16 protein-coding genes are annotated in these 17,704 nt (G+C 69.8%); 8 read left to right on the top strand and 8 right to left on the bottom strand.

Annotation, left to right across the window (positions count from 1 at the left end):
• The first annotated feature begins 39 nt into the window (after positions 1-39).
• The gene (locus KHP12_RS41135) at positions 40-4,173 is read left to right on the top strand and encodes a Pls/PosA family non-ribosomal peptide synthetase (protein ID WP_211834320.1); all 4,134 of its coding nucleotides are present in this window, start codon (positions 40-42) and stop codon (positions 4,171-4,173) included.
• Positions 4,174-4,568: 395 nt separating this feature from the next.
• Here the strand turns inward: KHP12_RS41135 and KHP12_RS41130 are convergent, their stop codons facing one another.
• Positions 4,569-4,871, bottom strand: coding sequence for a hypothetical protein (locus KHP12_RS41130; RefSeq protein WP_143677717.1), 303 nt, complete (start codon positions 4,869-4,871; stop codon positions 4,569-4,571).
• Positions 4,872-5,078: 207 nt separating this feature from the next.
• Here KHP12_RS41130 and KHP12_RS41125 point away from each other — a divergent pair, with 207 nt between their 5' ends.
• From KHP12_RS41125 to KHP12_RS41115, 3 genes are all read left to right on the top strand, one after another.
• Positions 5,079-5,756, top strand: a complete 678-nt coding sequence (locus KHP12_RS41125; protein ID WP_086879224.1) for a response regulator transcription factor — start codon at positions 5,079-5,081, stop codon at positions 5,754-5,756.
• Between the two features lie 3 nt (positions 5,757-5,759).
• Positions 5,760-5,963: a hypothetical protein gene (locus KHP12_RS41120; RefSeq protein WP_211834318.1), complete on the top strand. Its 204-nt coding sequence runs from the start codon at positions 5,760-5,762 to the stop codon at positions 5,961-5,963.
• Positions 5,964-6,163: 200 nt separating this feature from the next.
• Positions 6,164-6,769: a HAMP domain-containing protein gene (locus tag KHP12_RS41115; protein WP_211834317.1), complete on the top strand. Its 606-nt coding sequence runs from the start codon at positions 6,164-6,166 to the stop codon at positions 6,767-6,769.
• Positions 6,770-6,943: 174 nt separating this feature from the next.
• Here KHP12_RS41115 and KHP12_RS53875 read toward each other — a convergent pair whose 3' ends face one another.
• The 5 genes from KHP12_RS53875 to KHP12_RS41095 form a co-directional block, all read right to left on the bottom strand.
• A complete protein-coding gene (locus tag KHP12_RS53875; RefSeq protein ID WP_438479105.1) occupies positions 6,944-7,387 on the bottom strand; it encodes a GFA family protein in 444 nt (147 codons plus the stop codon).
• A gap of 357 nt (positions 7,388-7,744) precedes the next feature.
• A complete protein-coding gene (locus KHP12_RS41110; RefSeq protein ID WP_086879221.1) occupies positions 7,745-9,016 on the bottom strand; it encodes a COG4705 family protein in 1,272 nt (423 codons plus the stop codon).
• 38 nt (positions 9,017-9,054) lie between these two features.
• Positions 9,055-10,323 carry a sensor histidine kinase gene (locus KHP12_RS41105; RefSeq protein ID WP_086879220.1) on the bottom strand — a complete coding sequence of 423 codons (1,269 nt, stop codon included), beginning with the start codon at positions 10,321-10,323 and terminating at the stop codon, positions 9,055-9,057.
• Positions 10,314-10,967 (bottom strand): response regulator transcription factor, encoded by a 654-nt coding sequence (locus tag KHP12_RS41100; protein WP_086879219.1) that lies wholly within the window; start codon positions 10,965-10,967, stop codon positions 10,314-10,316. The genes KHP12_RS41105 and KHP12_RS41100 overlap by 10 nt, the downstream gene beginning before the upstream one ends.
• Before the next feature lie 301 nt (positions 10,968-11,268).
• Complete coding sequence (locus KHP12_RS41095; protein WP_086879218.1) at positions 11,269-11,676, bottom strand: hypothetical protein; 408 nt, start codon at positions 11,674-11,676, stop codon at positions 11,269-11,271.
• A gap of 35 nt (positions 11,677-11,711) precedes the next feature.
• On the opposite strand from KHP12_RS41095, the gene KHP12_RS53030 reads away from it, so the two are divergent.
• On the top strand, positions 11,712-12,056 hold the full coding sequence (locus KHP12_RS53030) for a hypothetical protein (RefSeq protein WP_167442302.1): 345 nt from the start codon (positions 11,712-11,714) through the stop codon (positions 12,054-12,056).
• Positions 12,057-12,335: 279 nt separating this feature from the next.
• Here the strand turns inward: KHP12_RS53030 and KHP12_RS41085 are convergent, their stop codons facing one another.
• Positions 12,336-13,832, bottom strand: a complete 1,497-nt coding sequence (locus KHP12_RS41085; protein ID WP_086879217.1) for an ATP-binding protein — start codon at positions 13,830-13,832, stop codon at positions 12,336-12,338.
• Positions 13,833-14,510 carry a response regulator transcription factor gene (locus tag KHP12_RS41080; protein ID WP_086879262.1) on the bottom strand — a complete coding sequence of 226 codons (678 nt, stop codon included), beginning with the start codon at positions 14,508-14,510 and terminating at the stop codon, positions 13,833-13,835.
• 237 nt (positions 14,511-14,747) lie between these two features.
• Here KHP12_RS41080 and KHP12_RS41075 point away from each other — a divergent pair, with 237 nt between their 5' ends.
• The 3 genes from KHP12_RS41075 (at position 14,748) to KHP12_RS41065 (ending at position 17,701) form a co-directional block, all read left to right on the top strand.
• Entirely contained in the window at positions 14,748-15,965 is a 1,218-nt protein-coding gene (locus KHP12_RS41075; protein WP_086879216.1) for an AbrB family transcriptional regulator, read from the top strand.
• Between the two features lie 144 nt (positions 15,966-16,109).
• A complete protein-coding gene (locus KHP12_RS41070; RefSeq protein ID WP_143677715.1) occupies positions 16,110-16,475 on the top strand; it encodes a hypothetical protein in 366 nt (121 codons plus the stop codon).
• A 776-nt stretch (positions 16,476-17,251) separates the two neighbouring features.
• Positions 17,252-17,701 carry a GVDTG sorting domain-containing protein gene (locus KHP12_RS41065; protein WP_086879214.1) on the top strand — a complete coding sequence of 150 codons (450 nt, stop codon included), beginning with the start codon at positions 17,252-17,254 and terminating at the stop codon, positions 17,699-17,701.
• Positions 17,702-17,704: the final 3 nt, after the last annotated feature.

The raw sequence follows: 17,704 nt of genomic DNA, 5'->3' as shown, positions 1-17,704 counted from the left end.
TGCGGACGCCGTGGCCGTGGCGCGCGTGAGGAGAGCGTGATGTTGGGAAGTGACCGGAAGGGGGCGGTGGGGGGAGAGCCGCCGCGCGCATGGGCGCCGAGGTCGCAGAGCCGTCCGGACGGCCTGCTCGCCTGTGCGGGCTGGGACGGTTCGGTCCGGTGGCGGGACGGCGAACGGCTTGAGCGGCTGTTCGAGGAGCGCTGCGACCGGATGTGTGCGCGGGGGAACGGAGACCGGCTCGCGGTGGACGCCGGTGACGTCGTCCTCACATACCCGCAACTGGACGAAAGGGCCAACCGGCTTGCTCGTTTCCTGATGGCCGAGGGGATACGGCCCGGCGACCGGATCGGGTTGCTGCTCGACGAGGCGGTGGACGCCTATGTCGGGATGCTGGCCGTGCTGAAGGCACACGCCGCGTACGTACCGTTGGACGTCGGATTCCCGTCGGACCGTTTGAGCTACATCGTGTCCGATGCCTCCGTGCGCATGGTCCTGTCACTGTCCCGACTCTCCGAGCGGGCCCGACGCCTCGCGGACGGTACCGAGTTGCTGTATCTGGACCGGGTGCGGTCCAGGGTGGCCGAGCAGTCTCCCGGTCGCCCCGGGCCCGTGGCTGTCGGGGAGCCGGCTGACGACCTGTGCTACGTCATTTACACCTCGGGAACCACGGGCCGTCCGAAGGGTGTGGCCGTCGGCCATCCCGCCGTGTGCAACTTCGTCCGGGTGGCCTCGGAGGTCTACGGCATCACCCGCGACGACCGGGTCTACCAGGGGATGACCATCGCGTTCGACTTCTCCGTCGAGGAGATATGGGTGCCCTGGATGGCCGGTGCCACGGTGGTGCCCAGGCCCGAAGGGCCGAGCCTGCTCGGTCCCGAGCTGGACGCCTTCCTGCGGGAGCGGGAAGTTTCGGCCCTGTGCTGCGTTCCCACCTTGCTGGCCACGCTGGACGAGAACACATCCGCACTGCGGTTCCTGCTGGTATCCGGGGAACCGTGTCCGCAGGATCTCGTCACCCGCTGGCACCGGCCCGGTCGCCGGTTCCTCAACGTCTACGGCCCGACCGAGGCGACCGTCACGGCGACCTGGAGCGCCCTGGCCCCTGACCGTCCGGTGACGATCGGTGTCCCGCTGCCGACGTACTCGGTCGCCATCCTGGATCCGGAACAGGACAGGGCCCTGCCGCCGGGCACGATGGGAGAGATCGCGATCGGCGGGATCGGGCTCGCAGACGGATACCTCAACCGGCCCGAGGTGACCGAACGCGCCTTCATAACGGACTTTCTCGGCATCCCCGGGAATCCGTCCGGCAAGATCTACCGCACCGGGGACCTGGGCCGCATCAACACCCACGGTCAGGTCGAACACCACGGCCGCATCGACACCCAGGTCAAAATCCGCGGCTACCGTGTGGAACTGACCGAGATCGAGTCAGTGCTCCTGCACGTGCCCGGAATCGCCCAAGCGGTCGTCGCCGAGCAGGAGATCACTCCGGGGACCGCGGAACTGTGCGCCTACTACACCACCTGCGCGGGCATGACCGTGGATCCCGAGCGGGCCGTGGCACACCTGCGGGAACGGCTGCCCGGCTACATGGTCCCCGCCTACCTCGAACACCTCACGTCGATTCCGATGCTGCCCAGCGGGAAGGCCGACCGCCGGCGCCTGCCGCCACCAACCGGACGGCGCCGGCTCGCCCAGGGCGATGACACGGCTCCACGCACCGGTACCGAACGGATGCTGGCCGAACTGCTGGCCACGGTCCTGGAGGTCGAGCGGGTCTCCGTGGACAGCCACTTCTTCGACGACCTCGGCGCCAATTCCCTGATCATGGCACGGTTCAACGCGGCCGTGCGCGCACGTCCGGAGCTGCCCGGCGTGTCGATGAGGGACGTCTACCTGCATCCCACCGTGCGCCGACTCGCCACGGCCCTGACCGAAGCGCCACCTCATGCCCGGACCGTGCTCGACCGCGTACCGCAACAGCCGACCGCTCCGGTGGTGGGCAGGCTCCGGTACGCCCTGTGCGCGACGCTCCAGTTCCTGGCGTTCCTGGCGTACGTGAGCCTCGCTTCGGTGGCGCTGGACGCCGGAACGTCCTGGATGACGCGAGGACAGGGATGGTTCGGTATCTATGAACGCGGGGTGGCCCTCGGCGCCGTGGCACTGATCGGCGCGAGTCTGTTCCCGATCGCCGCCAAATGGGCTCTGATCGGGCGGTGGAAACCGCGGCGTATCCGGTTGTGGAGCGTGGCCTATGTCCGCTTCTGGTGTGTCAGAACCCTCGTCGTCGCCAACCCGCTGGCCCGGCTGACCGTCGGAACACCGATGTACACCGCGTATCTGCGGGCGCTCGGCGCCAAGATCGGACCCCGCACACTGATCTTCACCCGGTGGCTGCCGATCTGTACCGACCTGCTGACCGTCGGGGCGGACACCGTGATCCGCAAGGAGACCTATCTCAACGGTTACCGAGCACGCGACGGCGTCATCGAGACCGGCCCGGTCACCATCGGTTCCGGCGCCTTCGTCGGCGAACAGAGCACGCTCGACATCGGCGTACACCTCGGCGACACCGCCCAGCTCGGCCATGCCTCCGCGCTACACGAAGGCCAGTCGATACCCGCCGGGCAGCGGTGGCACGGCTCACCGGCCCGGCCCGCACCGACAGGGTGTGAGTACCTCACCGTTCCACCGGCCCGTTGCGGCCGCCTGCGGCGGGTGTGTCACAGCCTCGCCACGCTGCTGGTCCTGACGGCCACCGTCGGAGTGGCCGAGGTGGCCGTCGCCGCCCTGCTGGAAGCCCGGCCCGCGCTGGTCCACACCCTCACCGGAGCGGGCGGCCCCGGCAGTTGGACGTACTACGCCGACGGCCTGGAGATCGCGGCGGCCACGGTGTTCGGCCTCGCCCTCCTGGGGGCGACCCTCGCGCCGGCCCTGTCGCGGATACTGTCCCGTCCCCTCGGACCGAACACGGTCTATCCGCTGTACGGAGTACGATTCACACTCCAGCGCGCCGTCGCCCGGCTGGCCAATATCCGCTTCACCATCGCCCTGTTCGGCGACAGCTCGGCAATCGTGCACTACCTCAAAGCCCTCGGATACCGTCTGGCGCCGATCGAGCAGACCGGATCCAACTTCGGCACGATGCTCAAACACGAGGTGCCCGCCCTCAGCCGCGTCGGCACCGGGACCATGGTCTCCGACGGGCTGTCCATGGCGAACGCGGAGTACTCCAGCACCTCCTTCCGCACCGCCCCGGCCGCCATCGGACGCCACAACTACCTGGGCAACAACATCGTCTATCCGGCCGGCGGCAGGACCGGCGACAACTGCCTGCTGGCCACCAAGGCCATGATCCCGGTCAGTGGTCCGGTCGCGGAGAACACCGGACTGCTCGGCTCACCCCCCATCGAGATCCCACGGTCGGTCGAACGCGACCGCCGCTTCGACCACCCCACCACCGGATCCGGACTCCGGCGCCGCCTCGCGGCCAAGAACCACCACAACGTCGTGACCATGGCCCTGTTCCTGACCGTGCGGTGCCTGTACGTCTACGGCCTCCTCCTGATCGCGATGTTCCCCCTGGCCGGCAACGGCGGACTGTACTGGCTGGAGACGCTCGGCACCGCCCTCCTCGAACTCGCCTTCACGGTCGGCTTCTTCGTCCTGGTCGAGCGGGCCGTGCTGGGCTTCCGTACCCTGCGGCCACGGTTCTGCTCCCTCTACGAGCGGCCCTTCTGGCGGCACGAGCGCTACTGGAAGGTACCGTCCATCCTCTACCTCGCCCTCTTCAACGGCACCCCCTTCAAACCCGCCATCTGGCGGCTGCTCGGCGTCCGCATGGGCCACCGGGTCTTCGACGACGGCTGCCGGATCCTGGAACGGACCCTCACCCAGGTCGGCGATGACTGCGCCCTCAACGCCGGCAGCATCTTGCAGGCGCACTCCCTCGAAGAGGGCGTCTTCAAATCCGACCGCATCGCCATCGGCAACGGCTGCACGATCGGCACCAGCGCCTTCGTGCACTACGGCGTCGTCATCGACGACCACGCCCGCATCGACGCCGACTCCTTCCTCATGAAGGGCGAACACGTACCGCCACACGCCCAGTGGCGCGGCAATCCGGCAGTGGAGCTGACCACCGATGCCGTCTGCCGGAGAGAGCCGTAGTCGACACCCCAGTGGAGGGCAACGACACCAAGCTCACGGCACCGAGAGCGTCAACACACGAACCAAACGGATCATGAAGTAGATGCACGGCCGAGCCGGGTTCCCCCTCCTCGGCACCGCATCCTCCTCCAATGATCACTACACAACGCTACCCCCGATTACGGAACAGAGCCGTCTGGCGCGTGTCGCTCTGGCCTGGCTGGGCCTCGTCGGCACCGCCCTGGTGTCGCACCGACAACGCCCTGCGCCATGGCCGAGGCCGCGGGGGGCCGACTCACGCTCGCCCGGGCGGCACCCACCACCTTCACCCTGCTGCTGCCGACCATGGAGACCCCCGCCGTCACCCGCCTGAGGCGAGCGGTGGTGTGACCGCCTGCCTCAGGCGACCCCCCTTTCTACTCCTTGCCCTGGAACTCGTGGTTCGTCTTGGCGGAGGGGTCGGCGTGGCCTCCGGGGCCGTCCGACTGGTTCTCGTGCTCTCCGTTCTCCTCGTGCTCCCCGTGTTCGCCGTCGCTCTTCGACGTACCGGACTGGTGCGCACCGGGGCCCGGCGGAGTGGGCTTCTGCACCGTGGTGGACACCGAGGACGCGGCATGAGCCGGCTCCGAGGACGCCATGGCGGCGCCCCCTCCGAGAACGGTCGCGACGACGGCGGCCGTGGACGCGGCGAGAAGTGCCGCCTTCCTGCGCGTATTCATGATCACCTTCACTTCAGGTTCCGCATGGACGCTCCATCCGGAACATGTGCATCCTGCGCCGCCGCGGCTGAGAGGAAGCTGAGGCGAGGTGACGGGGCCACGGAACCCCTCCGGGGTTCTCAGCAGCCTCTCAGTTTCATTTCAGCCAGGGACACCTACTCTGAATATGAATATTCATGCACAAAAGGGAAGGAAGGAGCGGGCGGCATGCGTGTCCTCGTCATCGAAGACCACCCCACCCTCGGACGCGCCCTGATCCACGGGCTCTCGGCCGAGGGGTTCGCCGTGGACCTCGCCGCCGACGGAGAAGAAGGACTCTTCATGGCCGGCGACACCGGCTACGACGCCATCGTGCTGGACATCATGCTGCCCCGGGTCAACGGCTACGACGTATGCCGACGGCTCCGGGCCGCGAAGAACTGGACACCCATCCTGATGCTCACCGCCAAGGACGGTGAGTACGACGAGGCGGACGCCCTGGACATCGGAGCGGACGACTACCTCACCAAGCCGTTCTCCTACGTAGTGCTGACCGCCCACCTCCACGCCCTGATGCGGCGAGGACGGCGCCCCCGCCCCGCCGTACTGCGGGCCGGCGATCTCCACCTGGACCCCGGGGCCCGCACATGCCGACGCGGCGGGGTCTCCATCGACCTGACCACGCGGGAGTTCTCGCTACTCGAATACCTGGTCCGCCATCAGGGACAGGTAGTGAGCAAGCAGGACCTCCTGGCCCACGTGTGGGCGGAGCCCTACGATCTGGACCCCAACGTCGTCGAGGTCTACATCGGCTATCTGCGCCGCAAGATCGACCAGCCCTTCGGGGCGCGGTCCATCGAGACGGTCCGCGGGGCGGGGTACCGCCTCGCCGGTGACGGCGGGTGAACTGTGCGGGACACTGCCGCGTCCGCGGCATCCCGCAGAGCCGAGGCGGCACCAGTCCCGCGATACCGGCTCTTCCGCGGGCACGGCTTCAGCCTGCGGATACGGCTGACGGTCGCCGCCACCGTCGTCGCCGCGCTCGGCCTGTCCCTGGCGGCTGTCCTGCTTGTGGTCAGCCAACACGCCCCGCTCATCCACAGCCTGGATTGACAACGCCCGCCAGCGCGCGCTGATCATCGCCGCCGCGCTGGACAAGGGCCGGGCCGTCCAACCGCTCCCCGCCTCCGGCGCGGGCGACGACGCGGCCCGAGTGATCGACAGCCGTGGCCGTGTGGTCGCGGCGTCCGCCAACGTAGCCGGAGAACCGGCGCTGTGTCGTGTCGGCGGGGCCGGCCCATGCCCCTGAAACCGTGTATGTCGGCCTTGCCACGGACCCGGTCGAACACAACGTCGCCCGGCTCACCGTTGAACCGGCCTTCGGCCTCCCGGTCCTTGCGGCCCTGATCGCCGCCGCCGGATGGCACATCACCGGCCGTGCCCTGGGACCGGTGGAACGGCTGCGCGGCCAAGCAGCCGAGATCACCGCCACCGACCTGCACCGGCGACTCGACCTGCCGTCGCGTACGGATGAGATACAGCGCCTCGGCACCACCCTCAGCGATCTGCTCGCCAGGCTCGACGAAGCGACCGCTCGGCAGCGGCAGTTCGTGGCGGAGGCCGCGCATGAACTGCGCAGCCTCCGGTGGCCGCCGTGCGGGCGGAAATCGAGACCGCCACCCGGCATCCCCGCGCCGACTTCTCGGCCCGGCTGCGCCCATTCCCGCCCCGGTGTGGCCGTCGCCTGCGCCCGCGTTCGCCCCGCACGCGTGCGCGGAGACCCGGACGCGCTGTCCCGAGCCATACGCAACCTGCTCGACAACGCCGTCCGGTACGCCCACCACCACGTTTCCCTGTCAAGTTCATGTGTTCACTTCTTGTGCCTCCTCTGCGGGGTGGCGTGCGGTGGTGGCTGTTGACGGAGTGAGACGGCCACCCATCGGTTCGAACGAGCAGTTCCTGTCAGGTCGACTGTGCCTCGTTCACCAGCTCGATGTAGGCCGCTTCGGCGAAATTGGTGAAATGCTGCCGTCCCCGAGCATGTTCCCGATACGAGTGGCTCGCAGCGCTGGCCTGATATACCGACGTTCCACTCATCCAGATCCTTCGAAGCAGCGCTTATTCTCAAAGCTGAGTGGTCGTTCGCCTTTTCTCGTCAGGTGTCGACGGCCCAAATGCCTCCAGGAAGTAGCCCAGCGCGTTTCCGAAGTCGTCCTGGTTGAGCATCCCCCGAGCGTGTCGGTGAAGTCGCCGACCAGCGGACGGGCGGTCAACCGGCTGCGCTGCGCTCGGTCTCCGGCACCGGGGGCAGCCAGTGCACGGCGTTGTCGCGGAAGGACGCGTGAATGGGGACAAGGTCTGTGCCGCTGGTGTCGTCGAGGGGCGCCGCCGAGCTTCTGGCAATGTTCGCAGGCGCAGGTGTGGGGAAAGACGGCCGGACCCCGGGTGGTGAAGCGGATGCGGCCGCACAGGCAGCCGCCGGTACGTTCCTCAGTATCTTCGGCTCCCTGAGCGCCGGCTGCGGCTGTGGCGTTCATCAGGTGATCTCCCAGGCACGATGGGCAAGTTGGGCCCATCAGTGTGCCATCCGTGCCGTGATCGTCGGACGCTGTTCGGCGGCTCTGGCGTGACCCTCGCCGCGTGCGCCGATTTCGGAGGCGGCACGGGCCGGGCGACAAAACTGCGGCTCAGGGGCGTCCGAGGGCGCGGACGGTCCATCCGGCGTCGTGTCAGGTGTAGGCGTTCAGGGTGCCGCGGCCGGGCTGCCACAGGCGGCCCCGGCCGCTTGCGCTGTCCGCGGCTCGCTGGCGTGTGCCGAGGCGGCGCGGTTCTCTGCGCAGCCCGGCACACTGAGCCCGTCGGCCGGGCGGGCCGGCCGGGTGCTGTGCGGTCTGTCAGCCCATGTCCGTCAGGAGGGCGTTCAGTTCCTTCTCCTGCTGCGCAGGCGACATCGGCGGGTTCGAGTGATCGATACCGAAGGTCTTGAGCACCTGGTCCATCTGAGCGTCGATGGAGGTCCAGCCGGTGTTGTCCAGCGGCTGCAACGACGCCTGGTCGGCGTCCCACAGGTCACGCAGCGACTGGGCGGCCGCGTGCGCGCCCTTCCCATTCCCCGAGCGTGCGTCCTTGAGCGAGGTCGAGGCGAGGGTCCGCAGCGCGGAGACCTTGGCAGGCGGGAACTTCTTCACCGCCTGGCCGGGAGCCATCTGGACGGCGGAGGTGTTGTCGGCCTCCGGCGCCGGGCCGACATGCGGCTGGCCGTGGGCCCAGACCAGCAGGCCCGTGGTCGCGACGGCGAGCAGTCCGAAGCCGGCCAGCGCGACGCGCTCCTTGCGCGGGTCGCCGGTGGCGTGTGCGGCGTGGGCCGCCTCGTAGGTCTCGGTCACGTCGGAGCGCGTCACCGTCAGGTAGACCACCGTCGCCAGGATGAGGCCGAGGAAGATCAGGCTGGTGGTGAAGGTGCCCAGCGCGAGACCGGTCGGCTCGCCCGGCTGAGCGACCTTCGGAGAGGCGAGCCAGTCGCCGATGTTGGCGCCCAGCGGGCGGGTGAGGATGTAGGCGAGCCAGAAGGACAGCACCGGGTTCGCGCCGGACTTCCACAGCGCCGTGATCGCCGCGATGAGGCCGAGCGGCAGCAGTACTGAGGCTCCCGGGCTCCAGCCGGTGAGCTCGAGGGTCCAGTCGCCGGTTGCGGTGCCGAGTGCGAAGGTGACGAGAACGGCGAGCCAGTAGAACGACTCACGTGGCAGCGTCGTGACCGAGTGGATCGAGAGGGTGCGCTCGCGCAGCCACCACACGCCGAAGACCACGGCGAGAAGGACCGAGAACACGGCGGAGCTGATCCACAGCGGCACGTTGAGCTGGTCGGTGAGGATGTCCGTGTACAGGGTGCCCGTGACACTGACAACGACCACGGTCAGCCAGTAGGGGAACGGGACGTACCGCTTGAGCCGCAGCTGGATGGCCAGGACCACCACGAATACCGCGGTGAAGATCCAGGCCGTGTTCACCAGGCCGACGCCCAGCTTCATGTTGATCCAGTCGGCGAAGCTCTCACCCACGGTGGTGCACAGGATCTTGATCACCCAGAACCAGATGGTGACCTCGGGGACCTTGTTGAGCATGAGGTGCCCGCCGCGCGTGCGTGCTTCCGTTGTCGTTGTCATGCAGGAAGGTTTACGGGGGGAACCTGCAAGCAACCTGACTACGTGGCCGCGCGCGCGGCCGGGAGTGTCACCTCGACATGACCGCGATTGTCCGCGATCGCGCGGACCTCCACACCGGCCGAGGCGGCGATGCGCCGGACCACCGGCAGCCCCAGCCCGTACCCGTCGCCGCCGGTCACACCCGCTTCGAAGACCCGGTTGACGTCCGCGGGATCGAATCCGGGGCCGTCGTCCAGGACATCGACCACGACGGCCTCGCCCTGGTTGCGCGCGGTGATCCACACACGGGACTTCGCGTGCCGCAGGCCGTTCTCCAGCAGGGGTGACAGAAGCGAGACGGCGACGTCGGGCGCCACGGCCACCTCGACTTTCGCCGGGAAGGCGACCTCGACCGCGCGGGAGCCGATCGCCTGCCGCGCGGCGGAGCGCAGATCGCACCGGGCCTCGTCGTCGGTCCGTGCGCGCGCGGCGCGCAGAATCGTCGTGATCGCCGTATCGAGGCGGTCGACCTCGCTCAGCACCGCCTCCGGCGGCACCGGCTCGCCGGACAGCTGGGCCAGTTGCGCCTCGGCCCGCAGGACCGTGAGCGGGGTCCGCAGTTCGTGGGCGATTTCATCGGTGAGCCGGCGCTCATCCGCCAACGCGTTGTCGACGCGCTCCAGGAGGCGGTCCAGGGTCTGTCCCAGTTCCCCGAACTCGTCACGGGGGACTCCGAGGTTGAAACGGCGCCCGGGTTCGTGATGGCCCCAGTCGTCGGCGAGGGCGGCCATCTCATGCACGACCCGCAACGCGCGGTGCACCACGAGGTGCGCGACACCGCCGGCGAGGAGGATCGTGAGGCCGCCCAGGATCAACGACAAGGTCAGACTGCGCTGCTCGGATGTCTCGTAGGGCGTGAGGTCCACCCGGACAACCACCATGACGTGGTGGCCGTCGATCGGCACCAGCCGCGCGTACAGGAGGTAGTCGCCCACCGTCGCGGTCTGCGATCGCCCCGAGTCCGCCAGCTCTTCGACGCGGTCGACCACGCTTGCTGGTACGTTCCCGTCGATCAGGCGGCCGTCGGCATACACCCAGGCGACCTCGTCCAGCGCCTCGCTGCTGTTCTCCGTCAGTACGACACGGCCGCCCTTGGCGGTGACGTTCGCCGCGACGGCCTCGGCGCGGGTCCGGGCCAGATCGTGCGCGTCGGCGTCCGTCACCCGGCTCAGCAGCACGTGCGAGACCACGACCAGGACCGCGACCACGGCGGTGGCGATCAGCACAGTGAGCGCGACGACTCTTCTGCGGAATCCCGTCACTGCCATCGGTAGCCCACGCCGCGGACGGTCACCAGACGCTCGGCCACACCCAGCGGACCGAGCTTGGCCCGCAGTCGGCGCACATAGGAGTCGAGGGTGTTCTCGCTGACCTGCGCCCCGTGCGGCCAGCCAGCGGCGATGAGGGCGTGGCGGCGTACCGCGTCGCCCTGCGAGGCGATCAGGCGGCCCAGCAGCCGGAACTCGGTCGGGGTCAGGCTCTCGCTCACCGAGCCGTAGGTCACCACGTGCTTCGCCGGATCGAGGACGACCTCGCGCGGTGCGGACGCCACGGTGACCCGGCGCAGGAGGGCTCGGACCCGGACCAGCAGTTCCGGGATGTCGAAGGGTTTGGTCATGTAGTCGTCGGCGCCGGCCTCGAAGCCGCCCACCTTGTGATGCAGGCCGTCCAACGCGGTGAGCATCAACACCGGCACGTCGACACCGCGAGCCCGAAGGGCCAGGCAGACGTCGCGGCCGTCGGCGTCCGGGAGCCCGAGATCCAGTACGACCAGATGGGGCGCCGGTGCGAGCTGCCGCAGCAGGCTGTCGGCCGTGGCGGCGACCGAGACGGTGTGGCCGTCGTACTCCAGGGCGCGCTTGAGGACGCCACGGACCGCCGCGTCGTCTTCGCACACCATGATGAAAGCCACGTGCTGACCCTAGATACTCGCGTCCAGATTCTCCATCTGCCCTGGTCAGCCGCCTGACGGTCGTGAGGGGCGTTGGTGCCGCACGCCCGTGCCCTGCCAAGCCGCGACGGTCCGGCGCGACCGGCCGAGCCGCAGCAGCGGAGGCTCGCGGGGGTCCACCATCCGTCGCATGGATCCTGTGCAGGAGTACTCGACACCATCGCGCCACCCCTCGCCCCCTGGCGACCCGAGCCGGCCGTCCGCGAGTTCATCCACCGGGCCCGCAAAGAGCTCGGCATCGCCGCGTGACGGCCTGCTCTCTTTAGTCGTCCGACGGGCGGAACGGGATGACGTTGCCGAGGGCAGGTTGGTCCTGGCTGTCGGGTCGCCGGAGGATGAGCACGGCTGCCGCGAGGGCCATCTGCTCCGCTCGATGCCGGGACTCGGCCTCGGCGGCCCGGGAGTCCTTAAGAGCTTCCTTCAGACGGACAACCTCTTTGCGAAGCCGCTTTTCGACTTCAGGCGTCTGGTGCGTTTCCGCACGGACCCGCGCGTAGAACTCCTCCTTGAGGTCGGCGTGGCGCTTTTGCAGAGCCATGCGGTGAACACCGGCCTCTGCGGCGAGCGCGACCACCGTGAGGCTGCCGTTGGAGCAGGTGGGCTGGCCGGCCAGGAGGCGGTCCATGGCCGTGCGGATGCGGGAACGTTCGTCCTCGTGCTGCTGGTTCATGCGATGGCCTCCTCGGCGTACTGGGCGGCTGAGTCGTGGGCATCGGCGAGAGCGCGAAAGCGGTTGGCGGTCCTGCGGAACCGGTCACCCAGGGGCTGGGGCATCAGGGCTGCCTTCGCATCGAGCCGATCAGCGTGCTTTCGGGCCGCCTGCGCGTGGCTGTCAGTGCGGACCGCGTTGCCGCAGCCGAGCTGACAGGCGAACTGGTTGGGTGCCGTCGCCCCGGAATCCGGATCGCACAGGGCCGTGTCGCGCTTGAAGGCGCAGATGAGGAACGCGTCCGGGTTATCGAAGAGGACGAGGCCATCGCGCGCGAGGAACTTGGCGGCGGCCTTCGGGGTGGTTCCCCGTGGAACCCTCGACGGGCGCGGCTGCCGTAGCCGGTGGAGGTGCGGGCATCCAGGGCGGTACGCATGTGTCCGTACTGGATGGCGAGGGCGACCAGACCGCCGGGGCGGCGGGCGATATGCCAAGCGAGAGTTCTGCGCAGGCGACTCAGTCCAAGGTTGCCGTGTGGGTCCTCGGGCACCATCTGGGCGTCCAGGCCCTGGGCGGTGGCCTCCTGGTTGATCCACGACACGAGATTCTCGACGCGGCGGTCCAGGGTGCCCCGCTTCAGTGCACCGTGGTGCTTGCGCAGCTCCGTGCGCTCGCTGTGGTCAGACCGGTTTGGGGCCGTCCGGGGCGGGCGGCGGATCGACGGACGAGTCCGGCGACGGCACGGCGGGCAGACGAACCACCAGGCGGGCTCCGCCGAGGCCGCCGTCGTCCGGGGCGGGGTCCTGGTCGGCGTAGGCGACGCCGCCGTGGGCGGTGACGACCTTGCCGACGATGGCGAGGCCGAGGCCCGAGCCGCCGGCCTCGCGGGAGCGCGCCTCGTCGAGACGGGTGAAACGCTGGAAGACCCGGGTCCGATCCGCGGCCGGGATACCCGATCCGTCATCGCTGACGGTGAGTTCCACGGTGCCGCCGCTCTCGCCCAGGGCCACGCGGACGTGCCGTTCGGCATGGCGACGGGCGTTGTCCAGGAGATTGCGCACGACACAGCGCAGCGCCTCGGCATCACCCCGTACGCGGCCGCCCGAGACCCTCCGGGCATCGATCTCCGCCCGGGCCAGGGAGCGCTGCCGACGGATCTCGGCCAGCACCACCTCATCCAGGTCGACGACGCGCGCGGCCTGGGATCGCGGCCGGGCGGGATCCTCGCTGCGGGCCAGCGCGAGGAGGCCCTCGACGAGGTCGTGCAGCCGCTCCGCGTCTTCCAGCAGGGCGGCGGCCACCTGCGGGTCACGGTCCGGGTCGGGGTAACGGGACATGACCTCCAGCTGGGCGCGCAGCGCGGCCAGCGGACTCCGCAGTTCATGCGCGGCGTCGGCGACGAAGCGCCGTTGCGCGACGGACGCCTCGTCGAGGCGGGCGAGCATGTCGTTGAGGGTGACGCCCAACGCGTGGATCTCGTCCTGACAATCGGGCAGGTCCAGGCGACGGTGCAGATCGGTCGCGGTGATGTCCGCGGCCTGGCCGCGCAGGGTTTCCACCGGGCGCAGAGTGCGGCCGGCGGTGAGCGAGATCGTCCACGCCACCAGCGCCGTCAGCGCCGGGACACCGATCACCAGGCCGGTGGTCAGACTGGACAGGGTGTGCTCGGCCTGGGCCAAGGACACCGCCACGACGATGGTGGCGGGCCGGTCCCCCACGCGGGTTGGCCGGGCCAGTACGCGGAAGTCCCCTCCGTCGCCGATCTTGAGGTCGTGGAGGGTCGTGGCACGGCCCGCGACGACCTGCGGGGGAAGGGGGTTCGGAAACCCGCTGGGGCTGCCCGGGCCCGTGTCGTAATCGGAACTGGCCCGTACCTTCCCCGAGGCGTCCAGCACCTCGACCACGTCGGCGTCCCCCCCGTTGGACGGTATGAGGGTATGCAACTGGTCGTGCCTGATGAGAGCCGAGACGTCGGACAGCCGCTGACGCCCTGTGGTGTCCAGATCGCGCCACATCGAATACTTGAGGCCGAGCAGCAGCCCGAGACCAGCCGCGACCGTTGCGATGGCGACGACCGTCGTGGCCCACATGGTGACCCGCGTACGCAGGCTCAGCCTTCTCGTCAGCCGTCGCGCCCGGGCGAAGACCAGGCGGTCGGCGAGACGGAGCCAGGACACTCAGCCGCCCTTCCGGTCCAGCCGGTAACCGACGCCGCGCACGGTCTCGATGGCGGACCGGCCGTACGGGGTGTCGATCTTGCGCCGGAGGTAGCCGACGTAGACTTCGACGATGTTCGGGTCGCCTTCGAACCACGCGTCCCAGACCTGAGCGAGCAGGTCCGTCTTGCTCACCACGGTGTCGGGGTGGCGCAACAGGAACTCCAGCAGCCCGAACTCGCGCGGCGTCAGGTCGAGGGTCTCCTCGCCACGGCCGCACCGGTGGGCGGCCGGGTCCAGCCAGAGATCACCCGCACGGAGGACCGGCGGCCGCTGCGGGGCGCTGCGGCGCAGCAGCGCGCGGATCCGGGCCAGCAGCACCACGAAGGAGAAGGGCTTGGTCAGATAGTCGTCGGCACCCAGATCGAGGGCGTCCGCCTCGTCGTACTCCCCGTCCTTGGCCGTCAGGATCAGCACGGGAGTAGCGATCTCCGCGGCGCGCAGCGTGCGGCAGACGTCGTAGCCGTTACGCCCCGGAAGCATCAGGTCGAGCACGATCACGGCGTAGTCGTGGTGCCTGACCAGACGCAGGGCCTTCTCACCGTCCTCGGCGATGTCGACGCCGAACCCCTCGGCGCGCAGCCCACGGCCCACCGCGGCGGCGATGTTCTGCTCGTCCTCGACCACCAGCACCCGCATGCGCATCACCTCGTGGCCGACCGGTCGGATCCGCCGGAAGGCTGATCCTCGCTTGCGAGTCTAGGGGCCGACGCCCTGGTCGGCCGCACGCTCTCAGCCGGCTCTCAGGGTCTCCTCAGCGCTCACTCAGCGTTCTCAGTGCCCGCACAGGCCGTACACGGCACAGTGGAAAGTGCCTGCTTACACCGCAGGCGTCGAGTTCAACGGACATGCCGTCAACCGACGAAAGGCGTCAACGTGGCTCCGACTTCCGCGCCGCAGCGAACGCATGAGCGCTCGCCCAGCACCGCGCCGAAGCCCGCCCCGCAAGTCTCCGAGCTCCGCGTCTCCCGCACGGCTCCCGTCGGACGCTGGGTCCTGATCATCGCCGGGGGTTACGCGGCGGGTCTCACGGCCTCCGCCTTCGGCGTTCCCGCCCCCTACCTCCTGGCCTCGCTGCTGGTCGGCGCCGCCCTGGCGCTGTGCGGGGTGGTCCGCGACCGGCTGCCGGCGCCGGCGGGCCGCGCCTCACAGGCGCTGGTCGGCGCTCTCATGGGCAGCTATCTCACCCCGGCCGCCCTCGTCTCCGCCGCCCCCGTCGCGCTGCCCATGACCGTGGTCACCGCGGCCACCATCGCGCTGAGCGTCGGGGTCGCCTGGCTTCTGGCCCGCCGTGGCCGCATCAGCCGGCCCAGCGCCGTCCTCGGCATGGTGCCCGGCGGTTCCGCCGCGATCGTCACCTGCGCCGACGAGCTGAACGCCGACGTACGGCTCGTCGCTTTCACCCAGTACCTGCGCGTCGGCCTCGTCGCCACCACCGCCCCGCTGGCCGCCCACTGGATGACCTCCGGCCGGCCATCGGCCGCATCGGGCCACCCAGGCGGGGGCGGGACCGCCGGAACCGGCCTCACGCACCTCGTGGCGGGGGCGGACCAGCTCAGCGGCCTGCTCGCCCTCGCGGCCGTCTGCGCCGCCGGCTCCTGGGCCGGCCGACGGCTGCGACTGCCCACACCCATGCTGATCGGCCCCATGCTGGTCGCCCTCGTCGCCACTCTCAGCGGCGCCATGCCCGGCTTCGCGCCCGTGGGCGTGCTGCAGAACTTCGTCTTCGTCCTCGTCGGCCTGGACGTCGGCGTACGTTTCACCCGCCAGACGCTCCGCAGCATGCGGCGCCTGCTGCCGCCGATCCTGGTCTGCATGACGGTCGTCTGCCTCGGCTGCGCCGGGCTGGCGTGGGTCTTCGCCGGCCTGACCGGCACACCGTTCACCGACGCCTATCTCGCCACGACACCCGGAGGGATCAACGCGGTCCTCGCCACGGCCGTCTCCTCCCATGCGGACGTGGCCCTGGTCTCCACCGTCCAGAGTCTGCGCTTGCTGGTGGTCGTCCTGGTGACCCCGCTGATCATCCGCCAGTTGGCCGCGAGCCGACCGCAACCGCCGTCCCGCGTGGGTGGGGACATGGCGCGGACCTGACCGATTGACCGGCTGACCACCACCGACTGACCGACCGCCCAGCCGTCGAAAGGGGTTCCCGTGGAAGCCTCGTGTCCCGCCTCAGGCCAGCGATGGGCCGCACTCGTCGATCGCGGAAACGGATGCGTCGAGACATGCGACATCGTGGAGTGGCGACGCGAGGACGAGGAACTCGTCGGCTACATATGCGACACGGGCGGCGCGGCCCAAGGGGACAAGGGCCGCGTCGTCCGTGCTGACCGCCATCCGGGTTTCCTGACGTACGAACGACGGCCGCAGGTGGTCGGCGCTCTACCCGGGATGGGGTGGACGATCTGCTACCGCCTCGACGCACCGCCCGATGGCGCCCCCGGCGCCGATGGCTTCGAACGCCGTCCGGTGCTCGCCTGGCTCGTGTACGACGACGGAACGGTCACGCCGTGCGACGTGGACCACGACGGCCTCGTCTACTGCAGCACGGACACCCCGGAACTCGTTCACATCGAGCCACCGGACCCGGCGCTCGGCTGACCGCCTGGCGTCGTCAGGTCAGCCGAGCGCCTCTCCCAGCAGGGCGGCCGTCTCGGCGATCAGCGGTTCGTCCGCCGTGGCGGCCTCGCCCCGCTTGGTGGAGAGGACGGCCAGCACAACCGGCACCACGTCCGGGGTCCAGGCGACGCCGACGTCATTGAGAGCACGGCAAGCTCCTCACCATGACACCGATGCGCCTGCTGACCGGCTCACCGCTGCCTCCCCCTGCCTCCGGCTGCTCGGCGCCCGTATCGGCCGGGACTGTCATCTGCAAGCCGTCCTCGCTCCCCTGTCCTTGGTCGAGGTCGGCGACGGAACCAGCAGCGGCTACGGGGCCCGCCTGGTAACGGCGGGGTGCGAAGCTCCGGGGAGAAGCCCAAGTGCCACCGCTCCACCCGGCGGCAACAGGCAAGGGGAAGACCGGGCGGGCGAACACCCGTGAACCCTCGATGGCGTCTCGTGCAGGAAAGCCCTGCCGGTGGGATGCGGTAGCAGGGGGCAGGGCGGGCCGCTGAGACACGGCAGGCCCCGGGCGGATTTGCACGCCGTTCGGGAGGACACCGCCGCCCCGGGATATAGAGGGCGCCCACTCCGGGCGTATCTCGCATTGACCAGCGGAGATCGTGGGCCGTGAGGAACGCGACTCCTCTCGCCAACTCGGGCTGCTTTCACCCGAACGGGCGCGCCGAATAGAACAACCAGCTCATAACCGGGCGAAGCTACTGAGCGTGGGGACGGCGGAGAGACCGGCGTCCTTCTCAGCCCCGGGAGGTTCGATGTCAGCACCGATTACCAGCAGGGCATGCGTCGCCGCGGCCATCGCGACCGCATCACTCGCGCTGACGACGGCGCTCGCGCAGTCCGCGTACGCGGGAACCTCGTCGTCTTCGATCGTCAAGAGCCGCACCGAGGCCAGCAGCCTCGTCGCTCCCACCCCCGAACCCGAGGACTCCCGCAGCACCACGGGCCGGGAGCCCGCCGGGGACGACACCACCAAAACCACCCGTCGCACCGAGCGCGAGGACTCCGGCAAGCGGGAGCCCGCCGGGGACGACACCACCACAACCACCCGTCGCCCGTCCGGCGGCGTGAAGACTGGCACGGGCAGCGGTGCCTCGGAGCCGAACAGCCTCGAAACGGCCCTCGGCGCCGCGCTGGCCGCAGCCGGCCTGGGTGGCGGCGTGCTGATCGTGCGCCGTCGCCGCGCGGCCGCCGACCGGGACTGAGGC

It is taken from the genome of Streptomyces asiaticus (genome assembly GCF_018138715.1).
GTDB classification, from domain to species: domain Bacteria; phylum Actinomycetota; class Actinomycetes; order Streptomycetales; family Streptomycetaceae; genus Streptomyces; species Streptomyces asiaticus.
The sequence above is the reverse complement of the archived record's forward strand: the minus strand, read 5'-3'. Positions and strand labels throughout refer to the sequence as shown.

Coding starts and splice junctions, on each gene's coding strand:
- KHP12_RS41135 (WP_211834320.1), top strand. CDS start 40: ATGTTGGGAAGTGACCGGAAGGGGGCGGTGGGGGGAGAGCCGCCGCGC.
- KHP12_RS41130 (WP_143677717.1), bottom strand. CDS start 4,871: ATGAATACGCGCAGGAAGGCGGCACTTCTCGCCGCGTCCACGGCCGCC.
- KHP12_RS41125 (WP_086879224.1), top strand. CDS start 5,079: ATGCGTGTCCTCGTCATCGAAGACCACCCCACCCTCGGACGCGCCCTG.
- KHP12_RS53875 (WP_438479105.1), bottom strand. CDS start 7,387: ATGAACGCCACAGCCGCAGCCGGCGCTCAGGGAGCCGAAGATACTGAG.
- KHP12_RS41110 (WP_086879221.1), bottom strand. CDS start 9,016: ATGACAACGACAACGGAAGCACGCACGCGCGGCGGGCACCTCATGCTC.
- KHP12_RS41105 (WP_086879220.1), bottom strand. CDS start 10,323: ATGGCAGTGACGGGATTCCGCAGAAGAGTCGTCGCGCTCACTGTGCTG.
- KHP12_RS41095 (WP_086879218.1), bottom strand. CDS start 11,676: ATGAACCAGCAGCACGAGGACGAACGTTCCCGCATCCGCACGGCCATG.
- KHP12_RS41080 (WP_086879262.1), bottom strand. CDS start 14,510: ATGCGGGTGCTGGTGGTCGAGGACGAGCAGAACATCGCCGCCGCGGTG.
- KHP12_RS41065 (WP_086879214.1), top strand. CDS start 17,252: ATGTCAGCACCGATTACCAGCAGGGCATGCGTCGCCGCGGCCATCGCG.